This is a genomic window from Nocardia sp. NPDC057668 (genome assembly GCF_042799795.1).
Classification (GTDB): domain Bacteria; phylum Actinomycetota; class Actinomycetes; order Mycobacteriales; family Mycobacteriaceae; genus Nocardia.
The window spans coordinates 16,958-28,812 of sequence record NZ_JBHVIC010000006.1 but is presented as its reverse complement, the minus strand read 5'-3'; the positions used below and the strand labels follow the sequence as shown (position 1 = coordinate 28,812).

The 11,855-nt window shown below is 69.9% G+C and carries 11 protein-coding genes; 6 read left to right on the top strand and 5 right to left on the bottom strand.

All coding sequences use genetic code 11. The features are described from left to right. Positions 1-102 precede the first annotated feature (102 nt). Positions 103-741: a hypothetical protein gene (locus ACFVBH_RS30840; protein ID WP_379007010.1), complete on the top strand. Its 639-nt coding sequence runs from the start codon at positions 103-105 to the stop codon at positions 739-741. 12 nt (positions 742-753) lie between these two features. Here ACFVBH_RS30840 and ACFVBH_RS30835 read toward each other — a convergent pair whose 3' ends face one another. The 3 genes from ACFVBH_RS30835 to ACFVBH_RS30825 all read right to left on the bottom strand — a co-directional run bounded on the left by ACFVBH_RS30835 (position 754) and on the right by ACFVBH_RS30825 (position 3,218). After that, on the bottom strand, positions 754-1,569 hold the full coding sequence (locus tag ACFVBH_RS30835; protein ID WP_354988128.1) for an exodeoxyribonuclease III: 816 nt from the start codon (positions 1,567-1,569) through the stop codon (positions 754-756). A gap of 82 nt (positions 1,570-1,651) precedes the next feature. Continuing rightward, positions 1,652-2,638, bottom strand: coding sequence for a GNAT family N-acetyltransferase (locus ACFVBH_RS30830; protein WP_354988129.1), 987 nt, complete (start codon positions 2,636-2,638; stop codon positions 1,652-1,654). Continuing rightward, on the bottom strand, positions 2,628-3,218 hold the full coding sequence (locus ACFVBH_RS30825; RefSeq protein ID WP_354988130.1) for a peptide deformylase: 591 nt from the start codon (positions 3,216-3,218) through the stop codon (positions 2,628-2,630). Before ACFVBH_RS30825 ends, ACFVBH_RS30830 begins: the two co-directional genes overlap by 11 nt. Before the next feature lie 229 nt (positions 3,219-3,447). Here ACFVBH_RS30825 and ACFVBH_RS30820 point away from each other — a divergent pair, with 229 nt between their 5' ends. The 5 genes from ACFVBH_RS30820 (at position 3,448) to ACFVBH_RS30800 (ending at position 7,999) form a co-directional block, all read left to right on the top strand. Continuing rightward, positions 3,448-3,801 carry a DUF3263 domain-containing protein gene (locus ACFVBH_RS30820; protein WP_354988131.1) on the top strand — a complete coding sequence of 118 codons (354 nt, stop codon included), beginning with the start codon at positions 3,448-3,450 and terminating at the stop codon, positions 3,799-3,801. A 112-nt stretch (positions 3,802-3,913) separates the two neighbouring features. After that, entirely contained in the window at positions 3,914-4,498 is a 585-nt protein-coding gene (locus ACFVBH_RS30815; RefSeq protein ID WP_354988132.1) for a LytR C-terminal domain-containing protein, read from the top strand. A 159-nt stretch (positions 4,499-4,657) separates the two neighbouring features. Beyond that, positions 4,658-5,356: a superoxide dismutase family protein gene (locus ACFVBH_RS30810; RefSeq protein ID WP_354988133.1), complete on the top strand. Its 699-nt coding sequence runs from the start codon at positions 4,658-4,660 to the stop codon at positions 5,354-5,356. A gap of 13 nt (positions 5,357-5,369) precedes the next feature. Beyond that, a complete protein-coding gene (locus ACFVBH_RS30805; protein WP_354988134.1) occupies positions 5,370-6,515 on the top strand; it encodes a glutamate--cysteine ligase in 1,146 nt (381 codons plus the stop codon). 128 nt (positions 6,516-6,643) lie between these two features. Continuing rightward, positions 6,644-7,999, top strand: coding sequence for a DUF5933 domain-containing protein (locus ACFVBH_RS30800; protein WP_379007003.1), 1,356 nt, complete (start codon positions 6,644-6,646; stop codon positions 7,997-7,999). Positions 8,000-8,012: 13 nt separating this feature from the next. Here the strand turns inward: ACFVBH_RS30800 and ACFVBH_RS30795 are convergent, their stop codons facing one another. Both ACFVBH_RS30795 and ACFVBH_RS30790 read right to left on the bottom strand, forming a co-directional pair. Further along, entirely contained in the window at positions 8,013-9,344 is a 1,332-nt protein-coding gene (locus ACFVBH_RS30795) for a hypothetical protein (RefSeq protein WP_354988135.1), read from the bottom strand. A 158-nt stretch (positions 9,345-9,502) separates the two neighbouring features. After that, on the bottom strand, positions 9,503-11,737 hold the full coding sequence (locus ACFVBH_RS30790) for an AAA family ATPase (protein ID WP_379007000.1): 2,235 nt from the start codon (positions 11,735-11,737) through the stop codon (positions 9,503-9,505). Positions 11,738-11,855: the final 118 nt, after the last annotated feature.

The following is an 11,855-nucleotide window of genomic DNA, read 5'->3' as shown; positions in this document are numbered from 1 at the left end:
GGGTGCGTGTCAGTTCGGCGTGTCCGGGGGCTTGCCGGGGGACACGCTGTTTCTGTTGGTGACCAGCTGTGTTGGGCCCCGCTGACGGGGTACAACTACCGCATGGTCTTTCCCGTGACATTCGGCTGGATTCAGATCCTGCTGCTGGTGCTCGTCGTCGCGGCGATCGCCCTCATCGGTACCGCGCTCGTCAAGGCTCGCCAGGTCGGGTTCCGAGTTCTGCTCGGGCGCGGCATGGGCGCGGTCTCGCTGCTTCTCGTTGCCGCGGTGATCCTTTGGGTCACCACGCTGCTGCAGATGTTCCTCGGACTCACGGGGGAGGTGAAGGCCGCGCACATCGTGGTGACACCGGTGGCCGGGCAGGAGCATCTGCTCGACGTCGATCTGACCCTGTTCGGGGACAAGGAGCACGACGAGCAGCGGCTGAAATATCAAGTCGAGGGCGACATGTGGGTGCTGCAGGCCAACATCGTCGAACTCGAGCCGTGGGTGAACGCGCTGGGCTTCAACGCCGGCTACAAGGTCACCCGGCTGTACGGGCAGCGCCTGGACGGCGTCGCCACCAAGCAGAACCACATCTTCCTCAACGGCGGCGACCGCGACTTCTTCGAGGACATGAAGGACGAGACCTGGTACACCAGGCCGTTCGTCAAGTCCGCCAACGGCAATGCGGTGATCGCGGTGCACGGGACGTACGACGTGTTCATCTCGCGCGACGCGATCAAGGCGCGTCCGGTCTGATGCGGAGTGGTGTCAGTCCGCGAGGTCGGCGAAGACCGGCGCGTGATCGCTGGCGCCCTTGCCCTTTCGCTCCTCGCGGTCCACGTTCGCGTCGGTGACGCGAGCGGCGAAGGCTGGGGAGCCGAGGATGAAATCGATGCGCATCCCCTCCTTGCGGGGGAAGCGCAGCTGGGTGTAATCCCAGTAGGTGTAGATGCCGGGACCCGGGTGCAGCGGCCGCATGACATCGCGGTAGCCGGTCTCGACCATGGCCTCGAACGCCGCCCGCTCCGGCGCGGAGGTGTGGGTCTTGCCCTCGAAGAACTCCGGCGACCACACGTCGGCATCGGTCGGGGCGATGTTCCAATCACCGACCAGCGCGATCTGCGCGTCCGGCCGCTCCGCCAGCCAGCGCGCGCCCGAAGCACGCAGCGCCGCCAGCCATTCCAGCTTGTACTCGTAGTGCGGATCGGCCAGGGCGCGCCCGTTCGGCACGTACAGGCTCCACACCCGCACCCCGCCGCAGGTCGCGCCGAGCGCCCGCGCCTCGACGACCGGCGTGCTCAGCAGCGACTCACCCGCGTCCTTGTCGAAGCCGGGCTGCTCCGGGAAATTGATCTCCACGTCGTCCAGCCCGATCCGCGAGGCGATCGCCACCCCGTTCCACTGGCTGTGCCCCACGTGCGCGACCTCGTACCCGGCCGCCTCGAACGCCTCGAACGGGAACTGCTCGTCCTTGCACTTGGTCTCCTGCATGGCGAGCACGTCGATGTCGTTGCGATCGAGCCAGGCCAGCACCCGATCCTGCCGGGAGCGAATCGAATTCACGTTCCAGGTCGCGAGCCGCACAGCAAAGCCTTTCGATACGGGTGTCTTTCGGAAAACGCCGGTTCACACCGGGCCGCGGCCCGGCGGGGGAGTGCGCCCGGGATCAGGGCGCGGCGTACCGGTAGCGATGGTGGTCCAGGAACCCCATCTCGCGGTACAGCGCCAGCCCGGCCGTGTTCTCCGCCGCCACCTGAACATAGGCGTGGGTCGCCCCCCGCGCATGACCCCACCGGATGAGCTCGGCGCACACCAGCGAACCGAGCCCGTGCCTGCGATGCCCGTCCGCGACCGCCACGCAGCTCAGCCCGACCCAGCGCCGCCCGTCCGGGGCGGTGGTCACCGCCGCCCGGCCGATGGCCAGGGGCGTGGGCAGACCCAGGGTGGCGAAACCCAATTCACCGTCGCGCACCGCGGTCAGCACCTCCACCACCGGGGGCCTGCCGATGCCGGCGTCCCCGCCGCGATGCCGGTGCACCGAGAGCCAGCCGCCGTCGGGCTCGGCGGCGATGCGCACCATGGGCACGCCCGGCGGCAGCACGAACGTCTCGATGTCCAGGGCCAGCACCACCGTCTCGCCCCAGCTCCGCCAGTCCAGGGGCACCGGGGCCAGCCGATCGGGCAGCACCAGTTGCAGCGGCAGCCCGTGCGCGGTGTACCACTCGCCGATGCGGTGCAGCGTCTCCGCCGAAGCCAGCGCCGGATTACCGGAACTGCCCAGCGGCACAGCGGAATTGGCGCGGGCGGTGTAGCCCTGCCCGCCGCGCAGCAGCCAGCCGTCGATCCAGGCGCGCTGCGATCCGGGCCAGCCGTCGGCGGCGGCGGCCTCCAGTGCGCGGATCTCACTCGTCCGAATGGGCCTGGGGCCCAGTTCCTTCCAGGCCACGACCCGGTCCCGGGCGACCGAGACCACCTGGCCGTCGGCGGTGCGCACGGTCAGCGGATCGGTCGCGGTCAGCTCGCCGATCACATCGGTGAGCGGCTGGGGGTACCCCTCGGGCAGCCGATAGCGCACCACCACCCGGCGTCCGAGTGGTGGCAGCGGTGCGTCGGCGGGATGCTCCCCGGCGGACGGCCCGGAATCAGTCGTCATGCCCGAAGGGGTCCGGCACGGTGCCAGGCACCCAGCTGTCGCCGGGCTTGCCCCAGCCCGCGCGCTTGATCACTTTCTTGGCGGCGCGGGCATGACGGCCGATGAGCACGTCGACGTACAGGAAGCCGTCGAGGTGACCGACCTCGTGCTGCAGCATGCGGGCGAAGAAACCCGAGCCCTCGATCTCGACCGGCTCACCGCGCTCGTCCGTGCCGGTGACCTTGGCCCAGGTGGCGCGGCCGGTGGGGAACTGCTTGCCCGGTACCGAGAGACAGCCCTCCTCGTCGTCATCGGGATCGGGCATGGTCTCGGGAATCTCGGAGGTCTCCAGCACCGGATTCACGACCACGCCGCGGCGGCGCACCATGGCCCCGTCCGGGCCCTCGTCGGGGCAGTCGTAGACGAACAGTCGCAGCGGCACCCCGACCTGATTCGCGGCCAGGCCGACGCCGTGCGCGGCATCGAGGGTGTCGAACATGTCCGCGATCAGCTCGGCCAGTTCCTCGGGGGTCTGCGTGACCTTCTCGGTCGGGTTGTGCAGAACCGGGTCGCCGACGATGACGATCGGGAGAATAGCCATGTCACACACAGTACTGGGTGGTTGCCGCGCCGCGTTCGGGACCTGTTGTCGGTGGCTCGGGGGATGCTTTCCGGCAAACCAGACGGATCGATTCCGGGAGCGACACGCCGGGGTTGAATCACAGAAACACGCCGAGCAGTACGCGCTGGGAACCCCCGGCCGCGTGGTTGAATGGGCGGCGACGTACAAGCACCATATTCGTCTGGTGACCACTCGGCGAGGGAGCACTATGGACAGCGCAGCGGCACGGGACATTTCCGCTAGCGGGGAAGGCCCTTCCGTCAGCGCGGACATCGCGGCCAGCGGTATCGCCCCCGAAGCGGATGGCGCGCACGGCCTCTCGCGACGCGAGCTCGACATCCTGGATTTCGAGCGCAAATGGTGGAAGTACGCGGGGGCCAAAGAGGAAGCGATCCGCGAACTCTTCGATCTCTCGCCCACCCGCTACTACCAGGTGCTGAACGCGGTCGTCGACAAGCCCGAGGCCATCGCCGCGGACCCCATGCTGGTGAAGCGACTGCGGCGGTTGCGCGCGAGTCGCCAGAAGACCAGAGCCGCACGCCGTCTCGGATTCCAGGTGTGAACCGGGATTCGGATTTCACCGCCGCCGGCGCAGGCGGTGCCGCTACGGTCGGTCCCGATACAGGCTTGCCCGATACCGGCGATGAGCGCCCCCAACGATTAGGCTCCACATCGTGAGCAATCCGAATACGCCGGCCGGCGGTCCGCCGCTGCGGGCTCTGGCCATGGTGCTGATCGCGCTGGCCATTGTGTTCGCCGGACTGGGCGCGATGTCGTTGTCGAGTTCGGACTCCGAGACCACCGACGCCGCACCCGAGACCACCACGGTCGTGCCGAGTGCCACTGTGGCGCCTAATCTTTCGTCCGCGGTGCCGCCGGTCACGATCACGCCGCCGGCGCCGGCGACCACCCCGGAGACCACTGCGCCGGTGACCACCCCGCCGCCGGTCACCACCACCGCGCCCGCGGGCGGCGCGGTCGACAAGTCGATCCCCGTACGGGTTTACAACAACAGCATGGTCGCCGGACTGGCCGCCAAGACCGCGAACCAGCTCACCGCGGGCGGCTGGAACGTCGCCGAGACCGGCAACTACGGCGCCGGTTCCATCCCCAATACCACGGTGTACTACGGGAGTTCGCCCGCCGAGAAGGCCACCGCGCTGGCCATCGCGAGCGAGATCGGCGCGACCGCCGAACCGCGCATTCCGGGTTTGTCGGCGTCGCCCACGGGAATCATCATCATCGTCACGGGCAACTGAGCAGCTCTCGCGGGAGACGGCACGCGCGCACGGCGACCGAGTGAACACCCGGCCAGCCCCTGCGCGGGCAGAGGTCACGCCTCTGGCATCATCTTGACCGAGTGGCAATCATGTTCACCCAGCTTTCCGTAAACTCGGACTCGTAAAGGAGTTCCCCCGATGGCCCCGTCCACAACTCGTCGCCCGTCCTGGCGGACTGTGACCCCCGTGCTCGCGGTCGCGGCGTTCGCTCTCGCAGGCTGCACCGCCAGCCAGGAATCGAGTGACGTCAAGGGGACGACCCCGCCGGTCTTCACCAGTTCCCCCGCGCCCGCCGGCGACACCGGCGGACACGGCGGCGGCGGTGACCACGGCGGCGCGCCTGCCACCGAATCCGTCAGCTCCACGCTGAAGGACTCCAACGGCCAGGCCGTCGGCACCGTCACCATCGGCAAGGTCGGCGGGCACCTGGAGATCACCGTCGAGGCCCGCGGCCTCAAGCCCGGTTTCCACGGCGTGCACTTCCACCAGATCGGCAAGTGCGAGGCGAACTCCGTCGCGCCCACCGGCGGCCCTGCGGGCGATTTCCTCTCCGCGGGCGGCCACCTGCAGGTCGGTGACCAGAACGCCAAGCCCGCCAGCGGCGACCTCACCTCTCTCTCGGTGCGGTCGGACGGCACGGCGAAACTGACCACCACCACCGATTCCGTCACGCTGGAGGAGCTCAAGGGCAAGGCCCTGATCATCCACGCGAGCGCGGACAACTTCGGCAATATTCCGAGCCGCTACACGCAGCCCGGCGGTGCCACCGGACCCGACGCCGAGACTCAGGCGACCGGGGACGCGGGTGCACGGGCCGCTTGCGGCGTCATCGCATAACGCAAGGTGAGATATGGCCGGGGCAGGCAGTTCGAAGGTCCACTTCAATAGTTCGCCCCGGCCCACGCTCGGCGTGGAGTGGGAAGTCGCACTCGTCGACAAGCAGACGCGTGATCTGTCCAACACCGCCGCAGCGGTTTTCGAGGCCTGCGGTGACCTGCGGGCCTGGGACGGTCATCCGCAGATCACCAAGGAGCTGCTGAAGAACACCGTCGAACTCGTCACCGGCAAGCACGACACCGTGGGCGAGATCGTCGACGAGCTGTCCGGCACCATGGACGTGGTGCGCCGGGCCGCCGACGAACTCGGCGTGGACCTGTTCTGCGCGGGCACCCACCCGTTCGCCCAGTGGTCGACCCAACAGCTCACGCGCAGTGCGCATTACGACGAACTCATCGAGCGCACCCAGTGGTGGGGCCGCCAGATGCTGATCTGGGGCGTGCACGTGCACGTCGGGATCTCGCATCCGGAGAAGGTCTTCCCGATCCTCAACAGCCTGCTGCTGTCCTACCCGCATCTGCTCGCGCTCTCGGCCTCCTCGCCCATGTGGGCGGGGGTGGACACCGGCTACGCCAGCAATCGCGCGCTCATGTTCCAGCAGTTGCCCACCGCCGGACTGCCGTTCCAGTTCGAAAACTGGTCCCAGTTCGAGGGTTTCGCACACGACCAGATGAAAACGGGTGTGTTCGAACAGATCGGCGGCATGCACTGGGACATCCGCCCCGCGCCCAAGTGGGGCACCATCGAGGTCCGGGTCTGCGACGGCACCCCGAGCCGCACCGAACTCGCGGCCCTGGTCGCGCTGATCCACTGCCTGGTGGTCGATCTCGACCGCCGCGTCGAAGCCGGCGAGACCATGCCGACCATTCCGCCGTGGCACGTGCAGGAGAACAAGTGGCGCGCCGCCCGATACGGTCTGGACGCGATCATCATCACCGACGCCGCGAGCAACGAGCGCCTGGTCACCGACGACCTGATGGAACTGCTCAACCGGCTCGAACCCACCGCCAAGAGCCTCGGCTGTGAGAACGAACTCGCCATGGTCGCGGACATTCCCAAGCGCGGGGCCTCCTACCAGCGCCAGCGCCGGGTGGCCGCGGCCGCCCAGGGCGATCTGGTCGCGGTCGTCGACTCCTTGGTCAAGGAACTGAACACCTAGCGGCCGCTCCACCCCGGCGGCCCGGCCCGGATCCGCCACCCGGCGTTCGCGGCCCGGCCGGTCGCGAACGTTCGCCGGGCACCCGGGCAGATGGAACGCACCGTTCATGCGACGTTTACTATGGCTTGGTGTTGCTCGACGATCCGCGCCCCGAATCGGGCGGTGGGGTGGGCGGGGGCCGGATGTGGGTGCCGTCGAGGCGTGTCCGGATCGTCGTCGGCCTGACCGCGATCCTGTTGCTGCTCATCGCACTTCAGGTCGTCGCATCCCGCAACGATTTCGTCGGCCCCCTGCAGAGCCTGCTCTACGACTACGTCGGCACCCCGCGCTCGGTGACCGTGCCCTGGGCCGGACTCGGCCTCGCGCTGGTCGGGCTCTCGTGGCGCCGCCGCGGCATCGCGCTCGGCGCGGCCCTCGGCATCGATCTGGCCTACCAGGCCGTGCGCACCCTCACCGGCGGACCGCTGGCCCTGGGCAACGGTCCTGTGATCGTGCTCACCGCCATCGTGGCGCTGGCGTTCTGGCGCTGGCACGGCGTCGAGCGCGCCAACGCCCTGCACGCCGCGGCGCTGGGCATCCTGCTCACGTTGTCCAGCAAGGTCGCCGAGGTCTGGCTGTACTTCACCATGATCGCCGGACCCGACGTGCTGGACGAGCACGTGGTGCTCGTCGACCACGCGCTGGGCAACCCCTCCTGGGTGGTCGGGCAGTTCGTGGAATGGGCCGGTCCCGTGCTCTACGCGGTACTGCACTGGGTCTACATCGAACTTCCGGTCGCCGCCATGATCGTGACCATCTGGCAGCTGCGCCGGGTACAGCGCACCGGCGTCTGGCCCTCGCACTACCTGGTGCGCACGTTCCTGGTGATCGGGCTCGTCGGCCCGATCGTGTACGTGATCTTCCCCGTCGTCGGGCCCATGTTCGTGTACGGCGTCGACGGCAAGGCCTTCTCCCTCGGCGACTACTGGCCGAATGTGGTGCCGCCCATCGACTTCACGCCGGGCGCGCTGCCCTTCGACACCATCACCCCGCGCAACTGCATGCCCTCGCTGCACACCGCCTGGGCGCTGTCGATCTTCATCCACTCCCGCCGCGACGCCGACGGTTCGCGCGCCCCGAACTGGCTGCGCTGGGGCGGCACCTTCTGGCTGCTGGCCACCCTCGGCGCGACCCTCGGCTTCGGCTACCACTACGGCGCCGATCTGGTGGCGGGCGCGGTGCTGCTGCTCGCGGTGGAATCGGCGCTGCGCGCGCCCGAACGCGGCTGGGACCGGACCCGGATCAATCTGGTCGGCGGCGGCGCGGCGCTGTTCGCGGCCCTGCTGATCGCCTACCGCTACCTGTCGGTGCCGATCGCCGAGAACCCGGTGTCCGCGGGCATCGTGATCCTCGGGGTGTTCGGCGCGTACGTCTGGGCGTTCTACCGCGCCTGGTTCGCCGAGACACCCGTCCCCGCCGCCGCGCCGGCGGCAGTGCGCGCCTGATCGGCGCGCGGGCTCACTCCTCGTCGGTGGAAACCGCTGCGCCCTCGGCGGACTCCGGCTTCTCGGTGAGCGGGCGGCCGCGGCGCAGCACCTGCAATCCGACGATGCAGCCGATCGCGACCAGCACGCCGGTCCACGCCGGAACCGAGGCGTCCTGCGGGGTCACCGTGCACACCACCGCCTGACTCGAATCCTGCATGGCGTAGTGACCGCGCGCGGAATAGTCGCGCAGGCCCAGCACCGCCGAGGGGATGAACAGCACGAGCGTGCCCAGCACCCGGCTCGGCACGTAACGCGGTGTCGCCGCGGTCAGTCCGTACCCGACCAGCCAGGACAGGGCCAGGGTGCCGCCGACGGTGAAGAACGCGCGATGGCTGCCCGCGGTGATCGCGGTGAACATCCCCAGCACCACCAGGAGCAGCAGCAGGATCATGAGCGAACCCTTGCGGCTGCCGTACCACATGCCCAGCACCGCGACCGCGACCGCGGTCGGGATGGCCCACCCGGGCAGTTCGGCGGCCAGCGCCGCCGAGCCCACCGCGCTCAATGCCACCGCCGCCAGCACGATCTCGCCGTCCCGGCCGGGCAGCAGCATGGCCGCGATGACGGCGGTGGTCATGGTGGTGACCACCGCCAGCCCGACCGAGGCGAGGGAGTCACCGTGCCGCGACAGCCATTCCGCGCTCGCCACGGTGACCAGCACCAGCACCACGGCCGCCAGCACCGGCGCCAGCGGCAGTTCGATCGAAGGCCGTTCGGCGGGTTCGCGATTGCGATTGGCCAGGGTGCCGATGGCGACCAGCACCAGCGCCACCTCGATCATCCACAGCGGCGGCATATCCAGCGATTCCCAGGCGCTGGGGAAGTTCCGGCCCAGCACCTCGCCCGCGAAAGGCATCGGATTCACCGAACCGAGCAGCACGCTGATCAATACGCCCAAGGTCCAGCCGTACGCGGGCAGACGATGATGCAGCACCGCCGAACCGAGCGCGCCCAGGACCAGACCACCCGCGAGCGAATCGATGAAGTTCATCGTGGACAGGGAGGCGGTGACTTCCCCGGCCTGCCCGTAGAGGTGATTCGCGGTCAGCACCACCAGCCCCGCGAGGGCGGTACCCCACGCGGTGACGATGCTGCCGAGCGTGGTGATGAGCACCGCGGCGATCATGCCGACCAACACCCCGGCGCCTACCGCTCTGGGCAGGCTGTAGGCCATCAAATCCAGTTGCAACGCCGAAGACTCCGACGTCCAGCCGAAGTCGATCGGCAATGCGAGTGAAAGGCCGGCGACCGTGGTGGCGACCAATACCGTGATCGTCTCGGTGGCTACCTGATACGGTCTCACCTGGGAGAAAATACCGTGACACGGCGTACCGATCGGTCCGACTCGCCCCAACTATTTAGTTTGCCGATCGGATTCTCCGGCCCCGCGAATAACCCCGCGGGCCGAATTCCCGCACGACCGGCAGACAATTCGGCCGCTATTCCGGGCACCTCGCGAATTTAACCGGAGGCCGCCCGCTGCGCCGCGAACGCGCGCAGTGATTCCACCTGAACCGGATCCAGCGACGGCCGCACCGCCGCCCGCGCCGCGGCCATGTCCGCGGCCGTCACATCGCAGGCGTCCACATCGCGGCGCATCGCCGACAGCGCCGCCTCGCGCAACAGCGCCGCGCAATCGGCCGCCGAGTAGCCCTCCAGCTCCACCGCCAGCTTCTTGAGATCGACCTCCTCGGCCAGCGGCACGGATTTGGCCGCCGTGCGCAGGATTTCGGCCCGCGCCGCGGCATCGGGCGGCGGCACGAACACCAGCCGTTCCAGCCGGCCCGGCCGGGTCAGCGCGGGATCGATGAGATCCGGGCGGTTCGTCGCGGCGACCACGACCACGTCGCGCAGCGGCTCCACCCCGTCGAGTTCGGTCAGCAGCGCCGCCACCACACGGTCGGTCACCCCCGAATCACTGCTCTGCCCGCGCCGCGGCGCGAGTGCGTCCACCTCGTCCAGGAACACCAGCGACGGCGCGGAATCGCGTGCGCGCTGGAACAATTCCCGCACCGCGCGCTCGGAGGAGCCGACCCACTTGTCCATCAGCTCCGCGCCCTTGACCACGTGCACGCTCAACTGACCGGTACTGGCCAGCGCGCGCACCAGGAACGTCTTGCCGCAGCCGGGCGGGCCGTACAGCAGCACCCCGCGCGGCGGCTCGATGCCGAGCCGGGCGAAGGAATCGGGATGCCGCAGCGGCCACAGCACCGCCTCGGTGAGCGCCTGCTTGGTCTCCACCATGTCGCCGACGTCGTCCAAACCCAGACTGCCGATGGCCAATTCCTCGGTCCCGGACCGCGACAGCGGGCGGATGACCTCCAGCGCCCCGGTCAGATCCTCCTGCCGCAGCATCGGCTCGGACTGCTCCCGGCTGGCCCGCGCGGCCGCCCGCAGCGCCGCCTCGCGCACCAGCGCGGCCAGATCCGAGGCGACGAAACCGGGTGTGCGCGCGGCGATCTCCGCGGGCTTCAGCTCCCCCGCCGGAATCGGGCGCAGCAACTGCTCCAGCAGCGCGGCGCGCACCGCCGCGTTCGGCAGCGGCAGCGACACCTCGCGATCGCACAGATCCGGGGCCCGCAGCCGGGCGTCGACCCGGGCCGGATGCGCCGTCGTGGCCAGCAGCGCGACCGCGGGCGCGGCCACCGCCGCGCGCAGCTGATCGAGAATGAGGGTGGCCACCGGTTCGGGCTCGGCCGGCAGCAGCGCGTCGATGTCGGTGATGAGCAGCACCCCGCCCGCGCCCGAACAGATCTCGCTCACCGCCATGCCGACCTCGCGCAGCCGGGTGCCGCTCTCGGTCGCCCCGACCGAGGGGCCGTCCAGTTCCACCAGCCGCCGCGCACCCGTCACCGCGCGCGCCAGCGTGGTCTTGCCGACCCCGGCCGGGCCGGTCACCAGCACACCCAGCTGCGAGGACGCGCCCAGCGTCCGGAGCAGCTCCGGCTCGTCCAGGGCCAGATTCAGCCATTCGGTCAGCTTGGCGGCCTGGGCCTGCACCCCCGCCAGATCCGCCACCGCGACCGCCGACACCGGCGCGGGGGAGGCCGCGCGCGGACCGGCGGCGGGCCGATCGAGGCGGTCGGGCGCCTGGGACTGGTCGTCGCCCATGAGCGCGCGCGGGGAATCGGTGGCCGCCACACCCGGTCCCCACACCACCGCGCTGTTGGGCTGCACGCTCACCGGCCCGGTGGCGGGATCGGTGGCGGTCACGGTCAGCAGCTCCGAGGTCCAGGCATAACCGAACAGCTTCGAGAGTGCTTGGGTGGCAGCGGAATTGCTGGTACCCGGGCCCAGATCGCGCGGGGCCAGCGAGACCGTGTCGCCGACGGTGACCACCTTGCCGAGCAGGGCCTGGCGCAGGGTCGGCTCCGGGATGCTCGCGGTCGCCAGCGTCGAACCCGTCACCGAGATCTGGCGGGCGCCGTAGACGGTCACGGGCGAGACGACCACCGTGGCGTCCTCGCGCACACCCGCGTTGGACAGTGTCACGTCATCGAGCAGGGCGGTGCCGGGCGCGGTCCCGGCCGGCGCGACCGCCACCACGGCCGCGGTGCGCCGCGCCCCGACCAGCGCGATGCCGTCCCACTCCCGCAGGCCCAGCGCGGCCAGCGCCTCCGGATGCAGTCGGACCAGGCCCCGTCGGGAGTCGGTGGGCGCGGAATTGAGCCGGGCGGTCAGCGCGAGTTCGGGCACGGCACCCATTGTGCTGGAAATATGCGCGCCACCGTCGGGTGTCGGCCCCGGAAAACCGAACGCCCACGGTTCGAGCCCTGCACAGGGCACGAAACCGTGGGCGTCCGAACGGGTTCGG

What these genes read in the sequence shown, in the direction of transcription:
- ACFVBH_RS30825 (WP_354988130.1), bottom strand. Translation starts at nt 3,218, where the DNA reads ATGGCTATTCTCCCGATCGTCATCGTCGGCGACCCGGTTCTGCACAAC.
- ACFVBH_RS30830 (WP_354988129.1), bottom strand. Translation starts at nt 2,638, where the DNA reads ATGACGACTGATTCCGGGCCGTCCGCCGGGGAGCATCCCGCCGACGCA.
- ACFVBH_RS30840 (WP_379007010.1), top strand. Translation starts at nt 103, where the DNA reads ATGGTCTTTCCCGTGACATTCGGCTGGATTCAGATCCTGCTGCTGGTG.
- ACFVBH_RS30820 (WP_354988131.1), top strand. Translation starts at nt 3,448, where the DNA reads ATGGACAGCGCAGCGGCACGGGACATTTCCGCTAGCGGGGAAGGCCCT.
- ACFVBH_RS30805 (WP_354988134.1), top strand. Translation starts at nt 5,370, where the DNA reads ATGGCCGGGGCAGGCAGTTCGAAGGTCCACTTCAATAGTTCGCCCCGG.
- ACFVBH_RS30810 (WP_354988133.1), top strand. Translation starts at nt 4,658, where the DNA reads ATGGCCCCGTCCACAACTCGTCGCCCGTCCTGGCGGACTGTGACCCCC.